Here is a 23,250-nt window from a genome sequence, read left to right on the forward strand (position 1 = left end):
TCTGCCGACTTTGATCGTCGGAAACCGTTTTTGTTGCGAACGCCCCGATGCTTTCGCGACGGCGATATCGCTACCATCGGTCACAACATTGTCAATGTTGGAAACACGAAGCTGTCCGACAGGTTTGATTTTGTCCGCCGGTGTGTTTTAGAGGTTACAGCCTGTAATTCGCTTTCATTAGTGCAACATCCTTCCAAACGCTATTGCAGCGCAGCAAGCTGTTGGACTGAAACGGGTTACATCGCCCCTATCGAGAAGGGCGCGTCTATTCCGCGCGCGCTAACAGGCGCCGTGCCTGTTCGAGATGCGGGCGGTCGATCATGCGTCCGTTCAGCCGCAGTGCCCCCGCCGCCGGATGGGCGCGAAACGCCTGTACGATATCCTCGGCAGCGGCGATTTCGGCCGCGCTGGGCGTGAAGCCGCCGTTGATCGCCTCGATCTGCGCCGGGTGAATCGCCAGCATGCCGGTGAACCCGTCGCGCCGGCCGCGCGCGACATAGGCCGAAAGCCCTTCGATGTCGGCAATGTCGGGATAAACCGTCTCGATCGCCGCGACACCCGCGGCATGGGCCGCGAACAGTGCCAGCGAGCGGACCATTGCGAAGGGCGCGGTGTAGCCGCCGTCTTCTTCGCGCGCGCTGGCTGCGCCGATCGCGGCCGGCAGGTCCTCCGCCCCCCAGGTGAGCCCGGCAAGATGGGGAGCGACCTCGCCATAGCTGCCGAGGTGGAACAGTGCGGCCGGCGTCTCGGTGGCGATCGGGAGGATCGGGGGGCACGCCGCGCCTGCCTGGGCGACCAGCGCCACAAGGCTGCGGATCGCAGCGGCACCGTCGGCCTTGGGGAGCACGAGCCCCGCCGGACGGCACGTCGCGATGGCCGCCAGGTCCTCCGCAAGCGCCGGGGTGCCTAGCGGATTGACGCGGACGAAACACGCCGTTTCGGAGGTTTCTGCGAGCCATTCGGCGATGGCATCGCGGGCGAAGCCCTTGCGCTCGGCGAGCACCGAATCCTCGAGATCGAGGATCAGCGCATCGGCGCCGCTCGCCGCCGCCTTGGCAAAGCGCTCCGGCCGATCGCCCGGCACGAACAACAGCGACCTAAGACGCATGGCACCCCTCTCCCGTTTTGAGAGGGATGCCATGGCATCATCGGGGCCGGGCTGGCAACTGCCCGACCGTTCGCTTCACTCGCCGCTGCCGGGCTCGGCGATCTTGCGGTGCTGCTCGGCGGTGACCGACTGCGGCAGCACGCCGGCGCCGGCGACCTGCAGCTTGTTGGACAGGCCGGAGACGATGTTGTCGGTGCCCTTCATCAGCGCCGTCCAGCCGTCCTTGGCGACATCGGCGGGATCAGATTTGCTCTCGCTCTGGCCGACCTTGGTGTCCATCATACCGGCGCGTTCGAAGAACTCGGTCTCGACCGGGCCAGGGAGCAAGGTGGTGATGGTGATGCCCTTCACGTCCTTCAGTTCGTTGCGGATCGCCGCCGCAAAATTGTCCACGAACGCCTTGGAGCCGTTATAGACCGCCTGGAAGCTGCCCGGTATCCAGCCGGCGATCGAGCCGGTGATCAACACCTTGCCCTCGCCCGCATCGCGCATCTGCCGCAGCACCTTCTGGAGCAGATAGACGGTGCCGGTGATGTTGGTGTCGATCACGTGTCGCCACTCGGAGACTTCCTGGTCGAGGAAGCCACCGCCGAGACCATGACCGGCATTGGCGCAGAGCAGGTCGATCCGCCGGCCACCCGCGGCCGTCAGCAGCCGGTCGACGCCCTCGATGGTCGACAGGTCGGTCTCCACCGACTGCACCTCGACGCCCTCGCCCTTCAGCGCGGCCGCGGCATCGACCAGCGGGGTGTCCGCCACGACCAGCAGGTCATAGCCGTCGCGTGCCGCGAGCCGCGCCAGTTCCAGGCCGATGCCGCTCGAGGCACCGGTCACGATCGCAAATTTGTCTGCCATTTTCCGCGCCTCCTTATTCGGCTGCCAGCGCCATGCCGGGCTTCAGCACGACCTTGGTCACTTCGTTCTGGTTGTCGTGGAACATCTTGTAGCCCTGCGGCGCCTGCTCCAGCGGCAGGGTGTGGCTGATCAGGAAGGTCGTATCGATCTTGTCTTCCAGGATCGCATTGAGCAGCCCGGGCATGTAATGCTGGACATGAGTCTGGCCGGTCTTGAGCGTAAGCCCCTTCTCCATCAGCGCGCCGAGCGGGAACTTGTCGACGAAGCCGCCATAGACAGCGGGCATTGAGACGCGCCCGCCCTTGCGGCAGGCGAGGATCGCCTGGCGGATCGAGTGGATGCGATCGGTGCCGAGGAAGGTCGACTTCTTGATCTGGTCGAGCACATTGTCGACGAAGAAGCCGTGCGCCTCCAGGCCGACGCTGTCGATCACCGCATCCGGGCCGATGCCGCCGGTCATCTCGAACAGCGCGGCCGCGGTGTCGGTTTCCTCGAAGTTGATCGTCTCGGCGCCGAAGCGGCGGGCGAGTTCGAGGCGGCGCGGGAAATGGTCGATCGCGATGACGCGTTCGGCGCCCATCAGGAAGGCCGATTGCACTGCGAAGAGGCCGACCGGGCCGCAGCCCCACACCGCAACCGTGTCGCCGGGCTCGATCTCGGCATTTTCCGCCGCCATCCAGCCGGTCGGCAGGATGTCGGACAGGAACAGCACCTTGTCGTCCTCGATGCCGTCGGGGATCACGATCGGGCCGACATCGCTGAACGGCACGCGGACATATTCCGCCTGCCCGCCGGCATAGCCGCCGGTGAGGTGGCTATAGCCGAACAGCGAGCCCATCGGCTGGCCGTACATTTCCTGGCCAAGATCCTGGTTGTCCGCGGGCAGCCCGTTCTCGCAGCCCGAATATTGGTGCTTGCCGCAGTGATAGCAGGAACCGCAGGCAATGGTGAACGGCACCACCACCCGCTGGCCCTTCTTGAGCGTCGAGCCCGCGCCGACCTCGACCACCTCGCCCATGAACTCGTGGCCGAGGATGTCGCCGGCCATCATCGTCGGGATGAAGCCGTCATACAGGTGAAGGTCGGAGCCGCAGATCGCGGTCGAGGTGATCTTGATGATCGCATCGCGGGGGTTGAGGATCTCGGGGTCGGGCACCGAGTCCACGCGGACGTCGTGCTTGCCGTGCCAAGTGAGTGCGCGCATCAGTTCCGCTCCTCCTCGAGCTGTTGCTTGGTGCGGGACGAGGTTGCGATCTCGCCGGTTTCCATGAGTTGCTTGAAGCGGCGCAGGTCGCGCTGCGCCTGCATCTTCGGCTCGCGCTGGAAGATGCGGGAGAGGACGCGGCCCAGGGTGCCGAAGGGCTGGTCGTAGTTGATCGTCGCGACGACCACGGTGCCGCGGGCGCCGGCATCGCGGAACTCGATCCGGCCGCTATTCGGGATGTCTGCGCCCTCCTCGGAAGCCCAGGCGATCAGTTCGCCCTCGCGGTCCTCGGTGATGCGCGAATCCCATTCGACGGTGCCGCCGCCGGGAGATTTCACCACCCAGTGGCTACGCTCGCTGTCGAGCACGTCGATCCGCACGACATTGTCGAGGATCGGCGGCAAATTGCTGAAGTCGCGCCAGAAGGCGTAAAGTTCGGCGCGGGGGCGGTTGATCGTCACCGCACGCGCGACGAGCTTGTCGCCGCGCTGGACGATCAGGCCATCCGTGGCCTCGTCGATCGCCTGGCGTTCGTTGTTGGCAGTACTCAGCGGCGCGTCGTCGTGCGACGCGCGGTTCATCGTGTCGGCCATAATGCCTCCGTTGGCGGGGTCAGCCCTGCGGCGAACCGGGCAGCTTCGGGGGAAGATCGTCGTCGCCCTCGGCCGGTGCCGGGGTCGATGTGGCGGCGGGGTTGGTCTCGGTCGAACCGGGGTCGCGCTGTTCGTCACGCACCTCGGGATCGTTCGGCGGGGTGGCCATGATCCAGTCTCCTGCACTTGGGGGAGGTGCAGAAGGTAACCACCGGGGCGGGCACGGGTTGCAAATTTTGTTGACGGTAACGTGGGTTAGGCACGGTTCGGCAGATACCGACCGCAACTCCCCTCTCGCTTGCGGGAGGGGCTGGGGGAGGGTGTGTGAGGGTAGCGGGCTATGCCGGTGCAGAAAGAACCAACACGTCGCACCCTCCCCTAACCCCTCCCGCAAGCGGGAGGGGAATTAGAAGAAGCGGGAGGAAGTAATGGCTTCAGCGCCCGTAGATCCGATCCAGCACCTCGGCCGACTTGGCGAAATGCTCGGCCTCGGCGTCGAACCTGGGCGAGCGGGCCAGTTGCTCCGCCCAGGCTGCAGCCGCCCGGCCGCCCCAAGCGTCCGGCGGGCTCGCCAGCACCGTCTTGGACGTGCCGGTAAACCGCTCCGCGACGAAGTCGTAGAAGCTGCCGCCGACGTTGCGCAGCGCCGCCCCGCCCTCCGTGCCGTAGAACACCGCGGAGATTTCCGCGTCCGTGCCGGCATGCACCCGCCACGAGCAGGCGAGCCGGACGTCGGTATCGCCCGCCCGGAACGCAGCGGTGGCATAGTCCTCCACCTGCATCGCGCCGAGCAGCTGCCCCTTTGCGCGAAGCGACGCCGTGACGCCGTCGACGGCGGGAAAACCGAGCGTCCACAGCGCCAGGTCCACCAGATGCACGCCCAGGTCGATCACGCAGCCGCCGCCCGACTGCGCGGGATCATAGAACCACGGCTTGTCCGGACCATAGGCGTTGTGGAAAACCAGATCGACCGCGAAGACATGGCCGAGTGCCCCGCTCCGCACCAGTTCGGCGATCGCGTGCATGCCCTCGGTGTACCGGTACGACAGATCGACACCAAGCAACCGATCGGCAGTGCGCGCCGCGGCGATCACGGTCTCCACCTCGGCAGCGGTGCGGCCGAGCGGCTTCTGGCAGAACACCGCGACGCGCGCCTCCAGCGCGCGGATGCTCTGTTCGGCATGGAGAGCGCTGGGCGTCGCGATGACGATGCCGTCGAGCCCCAGCGCCAGCATCGCCTCCAGCCCGTCGACCGCCTTCGCGTCCGGCGCCAGCGCCCGCGCCTGTTCGGCCCCCTCGGGCGAAGGATCCGCGAAGGCAGCCGCCTCGATCGCACCGGTGGCGAGCATCGCCTCCATCCGGTGGCGGCCGATCCAGCCGGTGCCGAGAAATCCCACGCGCGGCCTCATCGCAGCATCACCAATGCCTTGACGAAATGCTCGGGCTTGTCGCGGGTCGCCGCCAGCGCTTCGCCAAGTTCCTCCAGCGCATAGCGATGGGTATAGAGCGGCGTCGGATCAAGCCGCCCGCTCGCCACCGCATCCACCGCCTCGCGCAGGCCCTGCATCTGCACTTCGGGGTCGCGCTCGTGGGCGTTGATCACGTCGATACCCTTCCAGTTCCAGCCCTGCATGTTCACCTGGCGCGGCCCGTCCTGATGATAGCCCGCCACCACCAGCTTGCCCCCGAACCCGACCAGCTCGCCCGCCAGATCGAGTGGCCATTGCTTGCCCACCGCCTCGATCACCCGCGCGCACATCGCTTCGCCGGTGAGCGCCTTCACGGTATCGATGATCGCATAATGGTCGTTCATCGGGATGGTCTCGGCAGCACCATAGTGCCGGGCGAGATCCAGCGACTCCCGGCGCCGCGAGATCGCGATCACCCGCGCGCCGGCATCGCTCGCCAGCTTGGTGAGCACCGCGCCGAGAAAGCCGATGCCGATGATCGCCACCGTCTGGCGTTCGCGAATGTCGCTGCGGCGGAAGATGTTGAACGCGCAGCCCAGGGGCTCGCCGGGAAAGGGCTGGCCGGAGAGGCTGTCGGGCAGCTTCACGACCATGTCGGCCTTGGCCACGTCGTAATCGGCGAAGCTGCGGAAGGAGAGCGAGGCGACCCGGTCGCCGGGCATCAGCCCCTCCACGCCCTCGCCCACGACGTCGATCTCGCCCCAGCCCTCATGGCCGAGCTCGCCGGGATCGCCGGGAAACTGGCTCCAGGGCTGGCCCTGCCACGGTTCGACATTGGACGCGCAGACGCCGCAGCCCTCCAGCCGGATGCGCACCTCGCCCGGGCCCGGCGCGGGGAGCGTCGCGGTCTCGATCCGGATCTGTTCCGGACCTTCGAGGATCGCCGCGCGCATCATGCGTTTTCTCCGTGCAACCAATTGATTTGACGCGATGTTGTCGAACGATGATCGAACCACGCCAGGGCATGGGCGCCACGCTCCGCCAGAACATCGAAGACCTCACGGCGCGGCAGCGCGAGGACGCCTTGCGCGCACCGCTCAGTGACAAGGTGGCGGATCGGATCACCCGCTTCACGGGATCGATGACGTTCGTGGTGCTGCATCTGGTCCTCTTCGGGCTCTGGATTTCGATAAATCTGGGGGTGCTGCCGGTAGTGCCGCGCTTCGACCCCACCTTCGTGGCGCTGGCGATGGTCGCGTCGGTGGAGGCGATCTTCCTCTCGACCTTCGTGCTGATCAGCCAGAACCGCATGGCGGCGATGGCAGACCGGCGCGCCGACCTCGACCTGCATGTCAGCCTGCTCACCGAGCACGAGCTGACCAAGCTGGCCAGGCTGGTCGAGCGGATCGCCGACAAGCTCGACATCCGGCCGGACGATCCCGGTTTCGCGGAGATCCACGCGGATGTGGAGCCGGTCCAGGTGCTCGACGCGCTCGATGAAAGCCGCAAGGAAAAGGGGATCGACTGAGGATCCCACCTCAATTACCCGCGATGAACGCTTCCACCGCCGCATACGCGTCGTCATCGGGCATCTGCTCGGGCGGGTGCTTGCAGAACCACGCCGCGGCCGGCAGGATCGCCCCGCCCAGCCCGCGATCCTGGGCGAGCTTGGCGCAACGGATCATGTCGATCGCCACCCCGGCGCTGTTCGGGCTGTCCTCCACGGACAGGCGGAGTTCCAGGTTCATCGGCACGCCGCCGAACATCTGGCCTTCCATGCGCAGGAAGCAGATTTTGTTGTCGTTCTGCCAAGCGACATAGTCGCTGGGGCCGACATGGATGTTCTCGTCCTCCAGCCGGGCCTCGGCGACCGACTGCACCGCCTCGGTCTTCGACTCCTTCTTCGAGGCCAGCCGGGAACGGTTGAGCATGTTCAGAAAGTCGGTGTTGCCGCCGGTATTGAGCTGGTAGGTCCGCTCCAGCTTCACCCCGCGCTTGCGGAACAGGTCGGTCAGCACGCGGTGGACGATGGTCGCGCCCAGCTGCGCCTTGATGTCGTCGCCGATGATCGGCACGCCCGCCGCGTCAAAGCGCGCCGCCCATTCGGGATTGCTGGCGATGAACACCGGGATGTTGTTGACGAACGCGACCCCGGCTTCGAGCGCGCATTCGGCATAGAATTCGGTCGCCGCCTGCGATCCGACCGGCAGATAGTTCATCAGCACATGCGTGTTTGTCTCGCGCAGTGCCTGCACGATCTCGTCCTTGCTGGGCTCCGCGCCGTCGCCGAGCAGGAAGGTGCGCTCCGGTGCATAGTCCGCCATGTGATCGGCAACCCCGTCCAGCACCCTGCCCATCCGCACCTTGGCGCCGGTATGCCGCACTTCCTCGCAGAACACCGCGGTGCAATTGGGCTTGGCGAAGATCGCTTCGGCGACGTCCTGCCCCACCTTGCGACGATCCACGTCCCAAGCGGCGACGACGCGGATGTCGCTGGGGGCATAGCCGCCCAGCTCCGGGTGCATCAGCCCGACCATATCGTTGGCGCCGGCGCGGTAATGCTCGATGCCCTGCACGAGCGAGCTGGCGCAGTTGCCGACCCCCACGAGCGCGACATTGATGGCATGGCGGTCTGGGGACAGCATCAGGCGGACCTCCTCTCGGCGGCGAGACGCTCGTCGCGGTTGAACAGCAAAGGGTTGAGCTCGGGCTGGCTGGTCGCCAGCGTCACCGGCGCGGCGGGTGCCGCCACGGTGGCGGTACCGGCATAGCGATCGATCATCCAGGCGCAGAAATCGGCGAACGCCTGCGGATCGCGCGCCGGGCTGGTGTGGTGCGGGGCGATGCCGAGATGCTCGGGCGTGAAGCAGAAAGTGACGGTGACGTCGAAGTCCGCCAGCGCTTCCATCTGCCGGTCGAACCAGTCGACCGCGTTCTCGCGGAAGCTGTCCGCCCAGCTGAGCCCGGTGCGGATGCGGCGGGTGCCCAGCCGCTTCATCCATGCCACCGCCTCGTCGAGCCGGGGATCATGGAAGTGGAACCACTGCATCAGCCCCACCTCGGCAGCGTGCTCGGCATAGACGTCGAGCGCCGGCTTCGGGGTGCCGTCCTCGCGGATCAGCCCGAGGTAGAAATGGCGGTAATAGGAGGAACCCTCGGCCTCGCGATGGCGAGTTTCGGCGCCCCAGCTGGTCGGCAAGTCGAACAGCGAATACCAGAAGACGCGCTCGGCCCTGCCACGCAGCAGCTCCACCGTGCGCCGCAGGCCGAATTCCTGCACTTCCTCGGCGCCGAACGAGCTGACGCCCACCTCGGTAACCCACACCGGCTTGTCGGTAACCGCCTGTATCTCGGCAATCTTGTCCGGCCAGGCGGAGAGCGGCCACAGGTTCCAGTCGAGCGGGAAGCCGTGCACCGCCACCACGTCGACGGCATCGAGCGCACCATGCGCTTCCATGCGACGCAACCAGTGCGGGTCGATCGGGGACATGCCGCCGAGTACGCGGGGCAGCGTCGGATTCACCGCGCGGATGGCGTTGCCCGCCGCGATCACATGCTGCGCGAACATCGACCAGTCGGGATCGATCGCCGGATCCCAGTGCGACTTGTTGTTAGGCTCATTCCAGAGCATCGCCGCTTCGATCATGCGGCGTCTCCGTGTGCCGGATAGACCGCGGCGGGACCATATTGCGCGTAGGGCACGTCGGCGACGCGGCACCAATAGACTTCGGATTCCGGATTCGCCTCGATCGCGAAGCCGGCAGCTCGCAGCATCGCCTGGCTCGCGGCCGCGTTCGGCGCCCACCAGTTGGTCCAGTCGTTAGCGAACTGGCGCTCGATGAAGTGCAGCTTGGGGTAACCCGGATCGTTGAAATAGGCCGGCGGATCGAAGGTGCCGGGCATGTGGAAGGGATGATCCTCCGGCACCTCGGCGACGTGGTCCGCCCCCTGCTGCATCGTCTGGAATAGCATATATTCGCCAGCGACATGCTCGCGGATCAGGTCCAGCGCCAGCAGCGGGTGGCGCAGATGATAGAGCACGCCCATGAAGATCACGATGTCGAACCGCCGCCCGAGCGCGGCGACATCATAGACCGAGCGGTTCTCGAAGCGCACATCGTCGAAGCCCAGCGCCTCTGCCGCAAAACGGGCCTGCGCCAGATAGCGCTCGTCGCTGTCGATGCCGAGCACCTCCCCAGCCCCGCGGCGCTTCATCTCGAACGCGTAGAAGCCGGCATTGCAGCCGATATCCAGGACCGAGCGCCCCTCAAGATCGGCGGGCAGCGCATCGGCAAAGCGAGCGAACTTGAAGGCGGGATAATCCCCCAGAAAATGCTCGGGGGCAGTCTCCACGCCCTGGATGCGGATATTCTGGAACCATGGCCCCAGGGCATCGATGCGCGCACGCAGATCGTCCGCCGGCACGGTGCGCGCCGTTGCTGAGTTTTTCATTCCTGTCCCCCGTTGAGCTTGAGCAGACGCGCTCCCCACTTGCCGATCAGCAGCGTGCTGACCGAGCCGGGGTCCACGTCAAAGGCGAGCAGGCGATCGAGGCCTAGCCCGAGATAATGGGCGATCACGCCCCGGATGATGTCGCAGTGGCTGACGCAGAGCAGCGTCCCGTTCCAGCCGCGTTGTACCAGCGCATCGAGATGGCCTACGGCGCGGGCGGTCGCCTCCGCCATCTTCTCGCCATTGGGCGGACGAACGGCCGAGCGTTGCCGGTTCCATTCGCGCCACTCCGGATCGCGTTCCAGTTCGTCGAAGCTCCGGCCGGTCCAGGCGCCGAAATCCACCTCGTCGAGCGCCTCCACCACCTGGGCCCGCACGCCGATCCGGCCGCCGATGATTTCTGCGGTGGCGCGGGTGCGCTCGCGCGGGCTGGCGTGGATCGCCGCGATCGACTCCTCGCGGGCGAAATGGGCAGCAAGCCACTGCGCCTGCGCATGCCCCGCAGCGGACAGCGGCGACCTTGCGCTGCGACCGCTGAGCACCTGACCGACATCTTCATGCGCGCCGTGCCGGATCAAATGTACTTTTGCAGTCATCAGCAGGTTTGCAGCCTATGAGCATCAACTTAGATGCTTCCGTAACAACTGCTCTGCCGCATTGGTTCCAATTAACCTAGATCATATTCCTATATTCAACAAGTTAAATCTACTCGTTACACCATGATCACTGGGAACAAAGATGAAGAAGAAGCTGTTTGTTTCACCGACGGATGGTTTCTCTAGCAAATCATCATTTTGTCATGACTTACCCAAGTTAGTTTTACATGCAGGAAAGCATCGACATGGCGGAAAAGGTGCTCGTAACGGGCGGCGCGGGGTTCATCGGATGCCAGGTTTCGGCAGAATTGCTTCGCAGAGGGCATCAGGTTCGCGTGCTCGATTCCATGCTGGAGCAGGTCCATGGCGACCGCGAGCGCCCCGAAGCACTGGATGCTGACGTCGAGCTGATCCGTGCCGACGTGCGCGACGGCGATGCCGTCGCCCGCGCGCTGCAGGGCGTGGACAGCGTCATCCACCTCGCCGCCGAAGTCGGCGTCGGCCAGTCGATGTACGAAGTCGAGCGCTACACCTCTACCAACGATGTCGGCACCGCCGTGCTGTTCGAGCGGCTGATCGACACGCCCGTGCGCCGCGTGGTCACCGCCTCGTCGATGAGCATCTATGGCGAAGGCCTGTACCGCGATGCCGACGGCAAGCTCGTCGAGAATGCCGAACGCGGCATCGTACGCGACGGCCAGCAGCAATGGAATCCGCTCGACGCGCAGGGCCGTCCGCTGGAGCCGGTCGCCACGCCCGAATGGAAGCGGCCGAGCCTCGCCTCGATCTACGCGCTCAACAAATATGTGCAGGAGCGCACCACCCACATCATGGGCGCGCCCTACGGCATCGAGACCGCGTGCCTGCGGCTGTTCAACGTCTATGGCCCCGGCCAGGCGCTGTCGAACCCCTATACCGGCGTGCTGGCGATCTTCGCCTCGCGGCTGCTCAACGGCCAGCGCCCGATGATCTTCGAGGATGGCGAGCAGCGCCGCGACTTCGTACATGTCAGCGACGTCGCCCGTGCCTTTGCCGATGCGCTCACCCTGCCCCAGGCCGCCGGCCAGACCTTCAACATCGGCTCGGGCGACGATCGCTCGGTGACGCAGGTCGCCGAGGCGCTCGCCCGCGCCATGGGTCGCAACGATGCCGCACCGGAAATCGTCGGCAAGACCCGCGTCGGCGATATCCGCCACTGCTTCTGCGACACCAGCCTCGCCCGCGAGAAGCTCGGCTTCGAGGCGCGGCAGGATTTCGAGGCCGGCTTGGCCGAACTCGCCGATTGGGTACAGCAACAAACCGCCGAGGACCGCGTGGCCCAAGCGCGCGCCGAGCTCGAGAAGCGGGGCCTCGTCGCATGAACGGCGGTGACGAACGGCCGATCCTGATCACCGGCGGCGCCGGGTTCATCGGATCGAACCTCGCCGATCGACTGGCGCGCCAGGGCGAGACGGTGGTGATCTACGACGCGCTGCGCCGCCCCGGCGTCGAGCGGAACCTCGCCTGGCTGCAGGCGCGGCACGGCGACCGCATTCGCCCCCTGATCGCCGACATCCGCGAGACGACCAAGCTGGTGGAGGCAGTACGCTCCGCCCGCGCGGTGTTCCATTTCGCCGCGCAGGTGGCGGTGACCACTAGCCTCACCGATCCCACCGCCGATTTCGAGGTCAACATCGCCTCGACCTTCGCGCTGCTCGAAGCCGCCCGCACCGCTGCCACCCCGCCGCCGGTGATCTTCGCCTCGACCAACAAGGTATACGGCGATCTCGCCGATCTGGACTTCGCGCTGGGCGACAATGGTTATGAGCCCGTCGACCGCGACGTGCACGCGCGCGGCATTGGCGAAGCGCGGCCGCTCGACTTTCACACGCCCTATGGCTGCTCCAAGGGCGCGGCCGACCAATATGTGCTCGACTATGCCCGCAGCTACGGCTTGCCGACCGCGGTGCTGCGGATGAGCTGCATCTACGGCCAGCGCCAGATGGGCACCGAGGACCAGGGCTGGGTCGCGCATTTCCTGATCCGGGCGCTCGAAGGCGCGCCGATCACTCTCTATGGCGATGGCCATCAGGTTCGCGACATTCTCGACGTGGCGGACGCCGTGGATGCCTATGTCGCCGCGTGGCGACAGATCGATCGAGTATCGGGCCAGGCCTTCAATCTCGGCGGCGGCCCCGCCAATGCGGTGAGCCTGCGCACCCTGCTCGCGCACGTCGAGACGATCACCGGCCGCCCGCTCGACCTGCATTTCGACGACTGGCGCGCGGGCGACCAGCGCTATTTCGTAGCGGACACCAGCAAGGCGCGCGCGGCACTGGGCCTCGGCGCGCCGACCGGATGGCAGGATGGCGTGAGCGCCCTCGCGCGCTGGCTCGGCGAAGAGCGCGGTCTGACGATCGGTCGCGCGGTGCAGCGCGAGCGCCTGGCGACGGCCGCGCTGTGACCATGGCGGTGCCGCTGCGACTGCTGCTCACCACCGACGCGGTCGGTGGCGTGTGGCAGTACAGCATCGACCTTGCCGGAGCGCTGGCTGAACACGGGGTCGAAACGGTGCTGGTCCAGCTCGGGCCGGCGCCCAGCGATGCGCAGCGGGCAGAGGCGCACGCCATCCCCAAGGTCACGTTCCTGGAGACGGGACTGCCGCTCGATTGGCTGAGCGACGGCCCTGCCCCGGTGCTTGCGGCGGGTGCGGAGATCGGCGGCCTGGCACGGCTGCACGGTGTTGATCTCGTACAGCTCAACATGCCCACGCTGGGAGCTTCGGCGGACCCGGGCGTGCCCATGGTGGCGGTGACGCATGGCTGTGTCTCCACTTGGTGGCAACATGGCCGCCCCGGCGTGCCCCTCGACCCGAACTTTGCCTGGCACCGGGCGCTGACCGAGCAAGGCCTGCGCGCGGCCGATCGGGTCGTTGCCCCTTCTGCCGGCTATGCCGAAGTCGTGCGGGACTATTACGGCCTGCCCGTCCGGCCGACCGTCGTGCACAACGGCCGGACGCCGCTGGTGACGCCCCAGCACGAACCCGCGCAGGACTGCGTGCTGACCGTCGGCCGGCTATGGGACTCGGTGAAGGGCGCCGAACTGCTCGACAAGGTGGCGGGGCAGCTCTCGGTACCCTTCCATGCCGCCGGTGCCGCGACCGGCCCCCACGGCGAAACCGTGCGGCTGGAGAACCTGCATCTGCTCGGCCAGCTGGACAGCGCTGCATTGGCGCAGCGTCTGGCCGCGCGCCCGGTCTTCGTTTCCGCCGCCTGTTTCGAGCCGTTCGGGCTTTCCGTGCTGGAGGCAGCGGCTGCCGGATGCGCGCTGGTGCTGGCCGACATCCCCGTCTTTCGCGAGCTTTGGGAAGGCGCCGCCCTGTTCGTGCCGCCCCGCGACGCCACCGCCTACCGCGCAGCCATCGAGCGACTGATCGGCGATCTCGCTTTGCGCCGCAGCCTGGGCGACGCCGCTGCCGAGCGAGCGCGCCGCTACACGCCCGCCCGCATGGCCGACGCCATGCTCCCCCTCTACCGCCAGCTCCTCGCGGAGCGCGCGCCCGCCGGAAAGGTCGCGGCATGAAGATCGTCTATTTCACCCATTCGCTCGCCTCGTGCTGGAACCATGGCAATGCCCATTTCCTGCGCGGCGTGCTCAGCGAACTGATCGCCCGCGGCCATGAGGTGAAGGTGTGGGAGCCGGAGGACGCCTGGAGCCTCACCAACCTGCTCGCCGATCATGGCCAGACTGGCCTGGCGCCCTATCGCGACGCCTATCCTGAGCTGCATTCCCACACCTACACGCCGATGTGCACGCCGGCCGAAATGATCGGGAACGCCGATCTGGTGATCGTTCATGAGTGGAATGATCCCAAGCTGGTTTCCCGCATCGGCCATGCGCGGGCGATGGGCGGCCGGTTCACGCTGCTGTTCCACGACACCCATCACCGCGCCGTCAGCGAGCCCGCGGCGATGCAGGCCTATGACCTGAACGACTATGACGGCGTGCTCGCCTTCGGGGAGACGCTGGCCGAGGTCTATCGCGGCTGGGGCTGGGGCAACCGCGTCTGGACGTGGCACGAAGCCGCCGATCTGCGCCGCTTCCAGCCCCCGGCGCAGGAAGGTGCGCGCGAGGGCCTGGTCTGGATCGGCAACTGGGGCGACGGCGAGCGTACCGAGGAATTGGAGCAGTATCTGTTCCGCCCCGCCGCCGAGGCCAGCCTGCCGCTCGACATCTACGGCGTCCGCTATCCGGAGGAAGCCAAGGCGATGCTCGCCCGGCACGGCGCGCGCTATCATGGCTGGGCACCCAATGCGCGCGCGCCGGAGATCTTCGCCGGCCACCTCGCAACGGTGCACGTGCCGCGGCGCTATTACGCGACGATCCTGCCGGGCATCCCCACGATCCGCGTGTTCGAGGCGCTGGCCTGCGGCATCCCGCTGGTCTCCGCGCCTTGGGACGACGCCGAACATCTGTTCCGGCCGGGCACCGATTATCTGGTCGCCCGTGATGGCGCGGAGATGACCCGTCACCTCACGGCGTTGCGCAACGATGCCGATCTCCGCGCATCGCTCGTCGCCAACGGCCTCGAGACGATCCGCACCCGCCACAGCTGCGCGCACCGCGTCGACGAACTGCTCGCCATCGTCGCCGGTCTCGCCCGCCCTCATTTTGCCAAGGACGCCGCATGAAGATCGCATTCTACGGATCCAGCCTGCTCTCCTCCTACTGGAACGGTGCCGCGACCTATTATCGCGGCATCCTCAAGGCGCTGGCCGCGCGCGGCTACGACATCTCCTTCTACGAACCCGACGCCTTCGAGCGCCAGCAGCACCGCGACATCGATCCCCCCGCATGGGCCAAGGTCGTCGTCTATCCGGCCACCGACGAGGGCCTGCGCAGCGTGTTGGCGGAAGCGCGACATGCAGATGTGGTGGTGAAAGCCAGCGGCGTCGGCGTGTTCGACCGCGAACTGATCGAAGCGATGCGCACCGCGCCGCGTCCCGACGCGCTTCGCATTTTCTGGGACGTCGATGCCGCAGCGACGCTCGACGAGATGCGCAGCGATCCTACGCATCCGGTCCGCGCCATGCTGCCGGAGATCGACCTGGTGCTCACCTATGGTGGCGGGCCGCCGGTGATCGACGCCTATACCGCAATGGGCGCCCGGGAGTGCATCCCGGTGTACAACGCGCTCGATCCAGAGACGCACCACCCCGCCCCCACTGACCCGCGATTCACCGCGGACCTGGCCCTGCTCGCCAACCGGCTGCCCGATCGCGAGGCACGGATCGAGGAATTCTTCCTCCGCGCCGCGTCTGTGGCACCGGATCGCCGCTTCCTGCTCGGCGGCAATGGCTGGCACGACAAGGGGCTGCCGGCGAATGTGCGCGCGATTGGCCATGTCGGCACCGCGGACCACAACGCCTTCAACTGCACGCCGCAAGCGGTGCTCAACGTCGCGCGGGATTCGATGGCAGCGATCGGCTTCTCCCCCGCCACCCGCGTGTTCGAGGCCGCCGGCGCCGCCGCCTGCCTGATCACCGACGCCTGGGAAGGCATCGAGCTGTTCCTCAAGCCCGACGCCGAAGTGCTGGTCGCCCGCGACGGCCAGGACGTGGCCGAGCATCTCGCCACCCTCACCCCCGAGCGCGCCCGCGCGATCGGCGAGGCAGCCAAGGCCCGCGTGCTCGCCGAACACAGCTATGACCTCCGCGGTGCGCAGGTCGATGCGATCCTCAAGTCGCACCAACCCCGCGAAAGGAAAGCGGCATGAAGCTGATCGTCCTCGGCCTCAGCCTCGGCTCCTCCTGGGGCAATGGCCATGCCACCACCTTCCGCGCCTTGCTCCGCGCCTTCACCGCACGGGGACATGACGTGTTGTTCCTGGAGCGGGAAGTGCCCTGGTACGCCGGTGCGCACCGCGATCTGGTCGATCCGGATTTCTGCCGGCTGGAATATTACCGCACGCTTGCCGATCTCGACGACTGGCGCGACGCGATCGCCGAGGCCGATGCTGTGATGGTAGGCTCCTATGTGCCGGATGGCGTGGAAGTCGGCCAGTTCGTCAAGGGTACGGCGAAGGGCGTCACCGCCTTTTACGACATCGACACGCCGGTCACCCTCGCCAAGCTGGCGCGCGGCGAATTCGAGTATCTCACCCCGGCGCTGATCCCTGGCTACGACGTCTATCTCAGCTTCACCGGCGGCCCGACGCTGGATAGGATCGAGCGCGAACTCGGCAGCCCCGCTGCCCGCGCGCTCTACTGCTCGGTGGATACCGCCGCCTATCGCCCACTCGATGTCCCCAAGCGGTGGGATCTCACCTATCTCGGCACCTACAGCCCCGATCGCCAGCCGACGCTGGATAAGCTGTTGCTGGAACCCGCCCGTCGCTGCCCGGAGAAGCGCTTCGCCGTCGCCGGCCCGCAATATCCCGACAGCATCGACTGGCCGGCCAATGTCGAGCGGATCGAGCATCTGCCGCCCGCCGAGCATCCCGGCTTCTATTCCGCCTCGCGGATGACGCTGAACGTCACCCGCGCCGACATGATCGCGGCGGGCTGGTCGCCCTCGGTGCGACTGTTCGAGGCGGCCGCGTGCGGCACGCCGATCCTGTCCGACCGGTGGGAGGGCATCGAAAGCCTGTTCGTGCCCGGCGACGAGATTCTGCTCGCCGATACCACCGAGGACGCGATCGCGGCCCTCAACCGTGATGCCGAAGCGATCGGCACGGCCGCGCGACGCCGTCTGTTCGAAGGCCACGACGCCGCGCACCGCGCCGCCGAACTCGAAGCCCATCTCAATGAAGCCAGAGCGCGGCCCCACGGTACGCGCCGGGAGAGGAATGCCCCGATGAACAACGATAACGAGAAGTCGCTGATCCTGGTCGCCGGGGGCGCCGGCTTCATCGGCTCGCACCTTTGCGCCGAGCTGCTCGACCGCGGCGAGCAGGTGGTGTGCCTCGACAGTCTCCAGACCTCGAACCTGTCCAACCTGCGCGGACTGGAGGGCCGCCCAGGCTTCGAGTTCGTCCGCGGCGACATCGTTGACGAACTGCCGGCAATCATTCTGGAACGTGCGCATCGTTTCAAACAGATCTACAACCTCGCATGTGCCGCGTCGCCGCCACAATATCAGGTTGATCCTGAGCACACGATGCTAACCAATGTGGTTGGTACCGATCGTCTTTTACGACTGGCGTCGCAGGCGGGCGCGCGGTTCCTGCTGACATCCACTTCGGAGGTGTATGGCGATCCGGAGATGCATCCGCAGCGCGAGGAGTATCGCGGCTGGGTGAGCTGCACCGGGCCGCGCGCCTGCTATGACGAAGGAAAGCGTGCCGCCGAGGCACTCACCTACGACTTTTGTCGCAGCGGGCGGGCAGAGGTTCGCGTGGCGCGGATCTTCAACACCTATGGTCCGCACATGCATTTCGACGATGGCCGGGTTGTCTCGAACCTGATCGTGCAGGCGCTCTCGGGCAAGCCGCTGACGCTCTACGGCGACGGCAGCCAGACCCGCAGCTTCTGCTACGTCTCCGATCTGGTACGAGGCCTAATCCTGCTAATGAATAGCGATATCACCGGGATGGAACCGATAAATCTCGGAAATCCCCACGAAATCACCGTAGGCGAACTGGCCGAAAGCGTAGCCGGATTCACTGGCAGCGAAGTTGCTATTGAATATCATCCGCTCCCCACGGACGACCCCCGACGTCGCAAGCCGGACATTGCGCGTGCTCGTGCGCTGCTCGGCTGGGAGCCGCGGGTTTCGCTTGCGGAGGGGCTGGAACGGACCTGCGCCTGGTTCGCGCAGGCCATGGATGTACCCCTGCCGCAACCCGCAGCGCTTGAGGTAGCCGCAGAATAAAATCAACGGGTTCCACGTTTCCGACGCATCTACCCTGCCCTTAATGCCGTAGTTCCTTTCGTCAGCGCGCGGTCTACGTCCAACAAAGCCGCGTCCCACTCTGCCGCATCCCCTCGGGCGTGGCACCGCACGGGCCACCCCGCTGGCGAGAGGAAGGTACCGGGTGACGCAGCCCACGGCATGTTCTGCAAACGTTTTCACACTGAAGCAGCACCAGGAGCTTTCGGATCCAGCCCCGAATGTGCTGGTTCCGGATGCAAGCCCGGACGCGGTGCTGGCGACGCTCTACGCGCTGGTAGAGGCGCACCACGCGTTGCCGTACCAGGGCGACGCCGCAGATGCGCGCGCACATCTGGATGGGCGTATGGACGCCTTGCGGAGCGCGGACAAGATCGGGGCGACGGCCTCGGCCGTCGATATGGAAATGCTGGTCCGGGACGCGTTGATCCCCTTCCAGTTCGGTGACGCAGAGGGCATCGTGATCGCCGGCCCGGGCGTCCTGCTCGAACCGGCTGCGGCGCGGCTGCTGACGTTCGTCCTGCATGAGCTCACCTGCAACGCAATCAAGTTCGGCGCACTTAGCGGCGGGCGAGACCAGCGCCTGCGTGTGCATTGGGAGCATACCCATGCCGGCGTCGACGTCGTCTGGCAGGAACGCGGCGTCGCGGTCCTCGGGCCGGCGGAACGACCGCAATCGGGTTTCGGTCGAAAACTGATCGAAATGGCGCTCGCGTCATATTGCCCGAACCCGCCCTACTTTCGTTTACTTCCAGGCGGGGTCGAATGCCGGATCACAATCCCCGAGAAAGCACTGATTTACTGATCCTTGTTAAGCAGTTTATTCTGAACTTTGCCCACGCCGTACGCGTTGGCCGAAGATTATGCTGACAACTCCCCCTCAGGCGGCGGACGCATCTGCGTCAAGTCGACTAGGCGCGCTCGCATCGCTCAGCGATGCCGAGCGTCGTGCCCTCCGGCAGGCGGCGGAGTTTCCCCAGCGGGTCCGCGCCACCCGCGACCTGATCGTGGCGGGACAGCGCACGCCGGGGCCGCTCCTCGTCCTCGACGGCTGGCTGGGGCGCGTGCAGCTGTTCAGCGACGGCCGCCGCCAGATTCTCAGCTTTCTGCTGCCGGGCGACGTGATCCAGGATGCCCGCACGTTCCAGCCTGTCGCGCCAAGCACGATTACCGCCCTGTGCGACGCAGTCCTGTGCCCCGCCCCTGCCGCCGAAGACGAGGGCCTTCGCGAAGCCTATGCGGCCAGCGCCGCGCTCGACGAAATCTATCTGCTGCGCCAGATCGCCCGGCTCGGCCGGATGAGCGCCTATGAACGCGTCCAGGACTGGCTCTCCGAAATCCACGAGCGCCTGCTCCTCGCCGGGCGCGCGGGGCCGGAAAGCTTCCCGATGCCGCTCACCCAGGAGATGCTGGCCGATGCGCTGGGCCTCACCAGCGTCCATGTAAATCGAACCGTCCAGGCGATGCGGCGCGACGGCGTCCTGGAATGGCGGGGGGGCACGGTGCGCCTCCGCCACGGCGCTGCAACGACGGCGGCTCGCGGGCGCCCGATGCCGGAAGCGGCGATCCCGGTCTTCCGCAAGGCCCTGCTCGCGGGATAGATCAGGATCCGCGGGACGAAGTCGCCGCAGCGACGGGCATCCGCGCGGCCATGGCGCGCACGCGCCGCTCGTACTCGTCGGCCAGCCGGAAATGCGCGAGCGCGGCGGCATTGTCCTCGCAGGTGCAGGCGATCGCCAGCTCGGCACGTGCGCGGCGCTGGAAATAGCTGCGATCATCGGGACTTGGCATGGGCGGCACTCCGTTGCTCGGCCGTCGACGCTACACCGATTGCCACCAAGCCGCGTTCGCGCAGATCAGGACAACGCAGGACAAGCGGCGCTTCCGGAGTCGACGCGCCTGCGATCGAAGGGCTAAAGGCGCCCGCCATGACCGCCGCTGCCCTGCCCCGCCCCACCCGCTGCGACCGCGCCTGGGTGGACGACGCCGTCCGCACCATCGACGCCGAGTTCAACCGCTCCGCCGACACCCATCTGGTCCGCGTCGAGCTGCCGGGCGCACCGGGCATCACGCTGTACCTGAAAGACGAATCGAGCCACCCGACCGGCAGCCTCAAGCACAGGCTGGGCCGCTCGCTGTTCCTCTACGCGCTGTGCAACGGCTGGATCGGCCCCAAGACGACGATCGTCGAGGCATCGAGCGGCTCGACCGCGGTGTCCGAAGCCTATTTCGCGAAGATGATCGGGCTGCCCTTCGTAGCGGTGCTGCCGCGCGGCACCTCGCCCGAGAAGATCGAGGCGATCGAATTCCACGGCGGGCGCTGTCACGAAGTGGACGATCCCCGCTCGGTCCGCGCCGAGGCGCAGCGGCTCGCGACCGAGCTGGGCGGCCACTTCATGGACCAGTTCACCTACGCCGAGCGCGCGACCGACTGGCGCGGCAACAACAACATCGCGCAGTCAATCTTCGAGCAGATGGCGCAGGAAGCGCATCCCATCCCCACCCACATCGTCTGCGGCGCGGGCACGGGCGGCACCTCGGCGACGATCGGCCGCTATCTGCGGTATCGCCGGCTGGTGACCCGATTGTGTGTCGCCGACCCCGAGGCGTCGGTGTTCCACCGCCACTATGTCGACCGCGGCGTCACCACCGTCGACGGCGCACCGTCCTGCGTGGAAGGCATCGGCCGACTCCAGCTCGAGCCTTCTTTCCTGCCCGACGTGATCGATCGGATGATTACCGTGCCGGACGCCGCGAGCCTCGCGGCCGCGCTGCGGATAAGCCGGGTGCTCGGGCGGCCGTGTGGCGTTTCGACCGGCACCAACATCTGGGCGTGCGCGACGCTGATCCGTGAGATGCGTGCCGCCGGCCAGACTGGCTCTATCGTGACCCTGCTCTGCGATGACGGCCGTCGCTATGGCTCGACCTGCTTCGATGCAGGCTGGCGTGCGGCGCATGGCTACGAGACTGAAACGCACGATCGGGCATTTGACGACCTTTTCCTGCCGGCCGTCTGAAAACCGTCATCAATTCGTCATCCCGTTGCTGCACCCGCCCGCAGGTATCGTTTTGGTGACATGGAGGTTGGGGACGCGATGACGAACGGGGGCACGACACGGCGGCGGTTTCTGGCTGCGGGGGCGCAGGCGGCAGTGGCATCGGCGTTGCCCGCGTCGATCGCCCGGGCGGCAGCGATCCCGGCGGACGTCCGCAGCGGCACCATCGCCGATGTCGCGCATGTCGTGATCCTGATGCAGGAGAACCGCAGCTTCGATCACTATTTCGGCACGCTGAAGGGCGTGCGCGGCTTCGGCGATCCGCTGACGGTGCCGCTGCCGAACGGCCGCAGCGTGTTCGCGCAGGAAGCCGCCGACGGCCGGCTGGTCGCGCCGTTCCATCTTTCCACCAAGGAGCATTTCGAGCTGATGCGGGTGGCGAGCACCCCGCACAGCTGGCCCGATGCGCAGGCGGCCTGGGATCAAGGGCGCATGCAGCGCTGGGCCGCCGCCAAGACCGATCGTGCGATGGGCTATTTTACCCGCGAGGACCTGGAATTCCAGTTCGCGCTCGCCGAGAGCTTCACTATTTGCGACGCCTATCACTGCGCGGTCCATACCGGCACCAACACCAACCGCCTTTTCCTGTGGACCGGCACCAACGATCCCAGCGGCATGCTGGGCGGCCCGGCGATCGGCAACTCGCATGACGAGCTGGCGACCAAGGGCGGCCACCCCGATTCCTACCGCTGGACCACCTATCCCGAACGGCTTCAGGCAGCCGGGATCGACTGGCGCATCTACCAGGACATGGCGGACAATTTCACTGACAACCCCCTGGTTGGGTTCGCCGCTTATCGCGAGGCGCAGCCGGGATCGCCGCTGTACGATCGCGCGCTGACCACCCATGGCCTCGACCAGCTGCGCGCCGACGTGCTCGCTGGCAAGCTGCCCCAGGTCTCCTGGATCATCGCCGATGCCAAGGGCAGCGAACACCCTGCCCCCTCCAGCCCGGCCCAGGGCGCGGCCTATACCGCGGCGGTGATCGACGCGCTGACCGCCAATCCGGAGGTCTGGGCGCGCACCGTGCTGATCGTCAATTTCGACGAGAATGACGGCTTTTTCGATCATGTCCCCCCGCCCGGGCCGCCCTCGCGCGATCCGGCGGTGGCAGGCGGCTTCCTCGGCGCCTCGCAGGTCGACACGTCCAACGACTATCACCAGATCCCCAGCGTCGCCGACGACAAGGCGGAGCGCCCGGAGCTGATCGGCCGGCCCTATGGCCTTGGCCCGCGTGTGCCTTGCTATGTCGTCTCGCCGTGGAGCCGCGGCGGCTGGGTGAACTCGCAAGTCTTTGATCACACTTCCGTCATCCGCTTCCTGGAGACGCGGTTCGGGGTGCAGGAGCCCAATATCTCCGCCTGGAGACGTGCAGTGTGCGGCGACCTGACCAGCGCGTTCGACTTCCGCAGCCCCAATCGCAAGATCGGGCCGGTGCTGCCCGATCCGCGCGACCTCGCCACCCGGGCCGCCGCACTCTCCGGCCAGCCCGAGCCCAGCGCGCCCGTCGCCGCCGGCCAGGCACCGGCGCAGGAGCCGGGCATCCGCCGGGCCCGCGCGCTACCCTATAGGCTGGAGGTGAACGAAGCCGCGCTCGATTCAAGCCGCATCGTTTTGCGTATCGAGTGCATGGGCGCGCCCGCCGTCGTGCATGTCTACGACCGGCTGCGGCTCGACGCCGTGCCGCGTCGCTACACGCTCAAGCAGGGCGGCACCATCGAGGCGGAATGGCCGCTCGACTCGGAAAGCCGCTACGATCTCTGGCTGCTGGGTCCGAACGGGTTCCACCGCCATTTTGCCGGCCAGGGCGCTGCCCATGCCGGTGCGGTGCGCTGGCAGCAGCGTCGCGGCACCGCGCCGTCGCTGCTGATCGAGGCACCGCAAGGACTAACCTCGGAATGGCCGCGGCACAGCAACTTGCGCCCGATCGGCGTGGGCGAAACCAAGGTAACGCTAACGGTTACCGGTGGCTGGTACGACCTCGTCCTCACCGATCCGGCTGTCCCCGGTTACCGTCGTCGTCTCGCCGGAAGGATCGAAAATGGTAGCGATGGTTGGTCGGAACCACCGTTTACCAATGTTAAGGTTTCCCAAATCGATTAGGACGC

At 66.8% G+C, this 23,250-nt stretch carries 23 protein-coding genes; 11 read left to right on the forward strand and 12 right to left on the reverse strand.

Features of this window, described 5'->3' with window-relative positions; translation table 11 throughout:
• Positions 1-265 precede the first annotated feature (265 nt).
• The 7 genes from QZ670_RS13035 to QZ670_RS13065 form a co-directional block, all read right to left on the reverse strand.
• Positions 266-1,108, reverse strand: a complete 843-nt coding sequence (locus tag QZ670_RS13035; RefSeq protein ID WP_294256092.1) for a CoA ester lyase — start codon at positions 1,106-1,108, stop codon at positions 266-268.
• A gap of 75 nt (positions 1,109-1,183) precedes the next feature.
• Positions 1,184-1,963, reverse strand: a complete 780-nt coding sequence (locus QZ670_RS13040) for an SDR family NAD(P)-dependent oxidoreductase (RefSeq protein WP_294256095.1) — start codon at positions 1,961-1,963, stop codon at positions 1,184-1,186.
• A 13-nt stretch (positions 1,964-1,976) separates the two neighbouring features.
• The gene (locus QZ670_RS13045; protein ID WP_294256099.1) at positions 1,977-3,167 is read right to left on the reverse strand and encodes a zinc-dependent alcohol dehydrogenase; all 1,191 of its coding nucleotides are present in this window, start codon (positions 3,165-3,167) and stop codon (positions 1,977-1,979) included.
• Complete coding sequence (locus QZ670_RS13050; RefSeq protein ID WP_294256102.1) at positions 3,167-3,760, reverse strand: SRPBCC family protein; 594 nt, start codon at positions 3,758-3,760, stop codon at positions 3,167-3,169. The genes QZ670_RS13045 and QZ670_RS13050 overlap by 1 nt, the downstream gene beginning before the upstream one ends.
• A 19-nt stretch (positions 3,761-3,779) precedes the next feature.
• Positions 3,780-3,929, reverse strand: a complete 150-nt coding sequence (locus QZ670_RS13055; RefSeq protein ID WP_164521791.1) for a hypothetical protein — start codon at positions 3,927-3,929, stop codon at positions 3,780-3,782.
• A gap of 265 nt (positions 3,930-4,194) precedes the next feature.
• A complete protein-coding gene (locus QZ670_RS13060) occupies positions 4,195-5,157 on the reverse strand; it encodes a Gfo/Idh/MocA family oxidoreductase (protein ID WP_294256106.1) in 963 nt (320 codons plus the stop codon).
• Between the two features lie 8 nt (positions 5,158-5,165).
• Entirely contained in the window at positions 5,166-6,125 is a 960-nt protein-coding gene (locus tag QZ670_RS13065) for a zinc-binding dehydrogenase (RefSeq protein WP_294256109.1), read from the reverse strand.
• A gap of 47 nt (positions 6,126-6,172) precedes the next feature.
• Between QZ670_RS13065 and QZ670_RS13070 the strand changes: the two genes are divergently transcribed.
• Positions 6,173-6,697 (forward strand): DUF1003 domain-containing protein, encoded by a 525-nt coding sequence (locus QZ670_RS13070; protein ID WP_294256112.1) that lies wholly within the window; start codon positions 6,173-6,175, stop codon positions 6,695-6,697.
• A gap of 10 nt (positions 6,698-6,707) precedes the next feature.
• Here the strand turns inward: QZ670_RS13070 and QZ670_RS13075 are convergent, their stop codons facing one another.
• Genes QZ670_RS13075 through QZ670_RS13090 form a run of 4 tightly spaced genes read right to left on the reverse strand, consistent with a single transcriptional unit; the run spans position 6,708 to position 10,217 of the window.
• The gene (locus QZ670_RS13075) at positions 6,708-7,814 is read right to left on the reverse strand and encodes an inositol-3-phosphate synthase (protein WP_294256114.1); all 1,107 of its coding nucleotides are present in this window, start codon (positions 7,812-7,814) and stop codon (positions 6,708-6,710) included.
• On the reverse strand, positions 7,814-8,815 hold the full coding sequence (locus QZ670_RS13080; protein ID WP_294256116.1) for a glycosyl hydrolase: 1,002 nt from the start codon (positions 8,813-8,815) through the stop codon (positions 7,814-7,816). The genes QZ670_RS13075 and QZ670_RS13080 overlap by 1 nt, the downstream gene beginning before the upstream one ends.
• The gene (locus tag QZ670_RS13085; protein WP_294256119.1) at positions 8,812-9,621 is read right to left on the reverse strand and encodes a TIGR04290 family methyltransferase; all 810 of its coding nucleotides are present in this window, start codon (positions 9,619-9,621) and stop codon (positions 8,812-8,814) included. The genes QZ670_RS13080 and QZ670_RS13085 overlap by 4 nt, the downstream gene beginning before the upstream one ends.
• Entirely contained in the window at positions 9,618-10,217 is a 600-nt protein-coding gene (locus tag QZ670_RS13090) for a histidine phosphatase family protein (RefSeq protein WP_294256120.1), read from the reverse strand. The genes QZ670_RS13085 and QZ670_RS13090 overlap by 4 nt, the downstream gene beginning before the upstream one ends.
• 245 nt (positions 10,218-10,462) lie before the next feature.
• On the opposite strand from QZ670_RS13090, the gene QZ670_RS13095 reads away from it, so the two are divergent.
• The 8 genes from QZ670_RS13095 (at position 10,463) to QZ670_RS13135 (ending at position 19,687) form a co-directional block, all read left to right on the forward strand.
• Complete coding sequence (locus QZ670_RS13095; protein ID WP_294256437.1) at positions 10,463-11,578, forward strand: NAD-dependent epimerase/dehydratase family protein; 1,116 nt, start codon at positions 10,463-10,465, stop codon at positions 11,576-11,578.
• Positions 11,575-12,660 carry an NAD-dependent epimerase/dehydratase family protein gene (locus QZ670_RS13100; protein ID WP_294256122.1) on the forward strand — a complete coding sequence of 362 codons (1,086 nt, stop codon included), beginning with the start codon at positions 11,575-11,577 and terminating at the stop codon, positions 12,658-12,660. The genes QZ670_RS13095 and QZ670_RS13100 overlap by 4 nt, the downstream gene beginning before the upstream one ends.
• Positions 12,661-12,662: 2 nt before the next feature.
• Positions 12,663-13,778 (forward strand): glycosyltransferase family 4 protein, encoded by a 1,116-nt coding sequence (locus QZ670_RS13105; protein ID WP_294256125.1) that lies wholly within the window; start codon positions 12,663-12,665, stop codon positions 13,776-13,778.
• Positions 13,775-14,887, forward strand: a complete 1,113-nt coding sequence (locus QZ670_RS13110; RefSeq protein WP_294256126.1) for a glycosyltransferase — start codon at positions 13,775-13,777, stop codon at positions 14,885-14,887. The genes QZ670_RS13105 and QZ670_RS13110 overlap by 4 nt, the downstream gene beginning before the upstream one ends.
• Positions 14,884-15,972 carry a glycosyltransferase gene (locus QZ670_RS13115; protein ID WP_294256129.1) on the forward strand — a complete coding sequence of 363 codons (1,089 nt, stop codon included), beginning with the start codon at positions 14,884-14,886 and terminating at the stop codon, positions 15,970-15,972. The genes QZ670_RS13110 and QZ670_RS13115 overlap by 4 nt, the downstream gene beginning before the upstream one ends.
• The gene (locus QZ670_RS20095; protein ID WP_365894652.1) at positions 15,969-18,068 is read left to right on the forward strand and encodes an NAD-dependent epimerase/dehydratase family protein; all 2,100 of its coding nucleotides are present in this window, start codon (positions 15,969-15,971) and stop codon (positions 18,066-18,068) included. The genes QZ670_RS13115 and QZ670_RS20095 overlap by 4 nt, the downstream gene beginning before the upstream one ends.
• Before the next feature lie 163 nt (positions 18,069-18,231).
• The gene (locus QZ670_RS13130) at positions 18,232-18,891 is read left to right on the forward strand and encodes a hypothetical protein (protein ID WP_294256131.1); all 660 of its coding nucleotides are present in this window, start codon (positions 18,232-18,234) and stop codon (positions 18,889-18,891) included.
• A gap of 58 nt (positions 18,892-18,949) precedes the next feature.
• Complete coding sequence (locus QZ670_RS13135; RefSeq protein WP_294256132.1) at positions 18,950-19,687, forward strand: Crp/Fnr family transcriptional regulator; 738 nt, start codon at positions 18,950-18,952, stop codon at positions 19,685-19,687.
• Position 19,688: 1 nt separating this feature from the next.
• On the opposite strand, the gene QZ670_RS13140 is transcribed toward QZ670_RS13135, so the two are convergent.
• On the reverse strand, positions 19,689-19,877 hold the full coding sequence (locus QZ670_RS13140; protein ID WP_294256134.1) for a hypothetical protein: 189 nt from the start codon (positions 19,875-19,877) through the stop codon (positions 19,689-19,691).
• 137 nt (positions 19,878-20,014) lie between these two features.
• Between QZ670_RS13140 and QZ670_RS13145 the strand changes: the two genes are divergently transcribed.
• The gene (locus QZ670_RS13145) at positions 20,015-21,103 is read left to right on the forward strand and encodes a PLP-dependent cysteine synthase family protein (protein WP_294256136.1); all 1,089 of its coding nucleotides are present in this window, start codon (positions 20,015-20,017) and stop codon (positions 21,101-21,103) included.
• A gap of 78 nt (positions 21,104-21,181) precedes the next feature.
• Positions 21,182-23,245, forward strand: a complete 2,064-nt coding sequence (locus tag QZ670_RS13150) for a phosphocholine-specific phospholipase C (RefSeq protein WP_294256138.1) — start codon at positions 21,182-21,184, stop codon at positions 23,243-23,245.
• The last annotated feature ends 5 nt before the right edge of the window (positions 23,246-23,250 follow it).

The sequence above is a fragment of the uncultured Sphingomonas sp. genome (genome assembly GCF_913774285.1).
In the GTDB taxonomy this organism is placed as follows: Bacteria; Pseudomonadota; Alphaproteobacteria; order Sphingomonadales; family Sphingomonadaceae; genus Sphingomonas.

Excerpts from the sequence above, each read along its gene's own strand:
- QZ670_RS13080 (WP_294256116.1), bottom strand. The coding sequence starts at position 8,815 with ATGATCGAAGCGGCGATGCTCTGGAATGAGCCTAACAACAAGTCGCAC.
- QZ670_RS13135 (WP_294256132.1), top strand. The coding sequence starts at position 18,950 with ATGCTGACAACTCCCCCTCAGGCGGCGGACGCATCTGCGTCAAGTCGA.
- QZ670_RS13055 (WP_164521791.1), bottom strand. The coding sequence starts at position 3,929 with ATGGCCACCCCGCCGAACGATCCCGAGGTGCGTGACGAACAGCGCGAC.
- QZ670_RS13140 (WP_294256134.1), bottom strand. The coding sequence starts at position 19,877 with ATGCCAAGTCCCGATGATCGCAGCTATTTCCAGCGCCGCGCACGTGCC.
- QZ670_RS13150 (WP_294256138.1), top strand. The coding sequence starts at position 21,182 with ATGACGAACGGGGGCACGACACGGCGGCGGTTTCTGGCTGCGGGGGCG.
- QZ670_RS20095 (WP_365894652.1), top strand. The coding sequence starts at position 15,969 with ATGAAGCTGATCGTCCTCGGCCTCAGCCTCGGCTCCTCCTGGGGCAAT.
- QZ670_RS13040 (WP_294256095.1), bottom strand. The coding sequence starts at position 1,963 with ATGGCAGACAAATTTGCGATCGTGACCGGTGCCTCGAGCGGCATCGGC.
- QZ670_RS13110 (WP_294256126.1), top strand. The coding sequence starts at position 13,775 with ATGAAGATCGTCTATTTCACCCATTCGCTCGCCTCGTGCTGGAACCAT.
- QZ670_RS13045 (WP_294256099.1), bottom strand. The coding sequence starts at position 3,167 with ATGCGCGCACTCACTTGGCACGGCAAGCACGACGTCCGCGTGGACTCG.
- QZ670_RS13070 (WP_294256112.1), top strand. The coding sequence starts at position 6,173 with ATGATCGAACCACGCCAGGGCATGGGCGCCACGCTCCGCCAGAACATC.
- QZ670_RS13065 (WP_294256109.1), bottom strand. The coding sequence starts at position 6,125 with ATGATGCGCGCGGCGATCCTCGAAGGTCCGGAACAGATCCGGATCGAG.
- QZ670_RS13085 (WP_294256119.1), bottom strand. The coding sequence starts at position 9,621 with ATGAAAAACTCAGCAACGGCGCGCACCGTGCCGGCGGACGATCTGCGT.
- QZ670_RS13075 (WP_294256114.1), bottom strand. The coding sequence starts at position 7,814 with ATGCTGTCCCCAGACCGCCATGCCATCAATGTCGCGCTCGTGGGGGTC.
- QZ670_RS13090 (WP_294256120.1), bottom strand. The coding sequence starts at position 10,217 with ATGACTGCAAAAGTACATTTGATCCGGCACGGCGCGCATGAAGATGTC.
- QZ670_RS13035 (WP_294256092.1), bottom strand. The coding sequence starts at position 1,108 with ATGCGTCTTAGGTCGCTGTTGTTCGTGCCGGGCGATCGGCCGGAGCGC.
- QZ670_RS13100 (WP_294256122.1), top strand. The coding sequence starts at position 11,575 with ATGAACGGCGGTGACGAACGGCCGATCCTGATCACCGGCGGCGCCGGG.
- QZ670_RS13050 (WP_294256102.1), bottom strand. The coding sequence starts at position 3,760 with ATGGCCGACACGATGAACCGCGCGTCGCACGACGACGCGCCGCTGAGT.
- QZ670_RS13095 (WP_294256437.1), top strand. The coding sequence starts at position 10,463 with ATGGCGGAAAAGGTGCTCGTAACGGGCGGCGCGGGGTTCATCGGATGC.
- QZ670_RS13145 (WP_294256136.1), top strand. The coding sequence starts at position 20,015 with ATGACCGCCGCTGCCCTGCCCCGCCCCACCCGCTGCGACCGCGCCTGG.
- QZ670_RS13105 (WP_294256125.1), top strand. The coding sequence starts at position 12,663 with ATGGCGGTGCCGCTGCGACTGCTGCTCACCACCGACGCGGTCGGTGGC.
- QZ670_RS13115 (WP_294256129.1), top strand. The coding sequence starts at position 14,884 with ATGAAGATCGCATTCTACGGATCCAGCCTGCTCTCCTCCTACTGGAAC.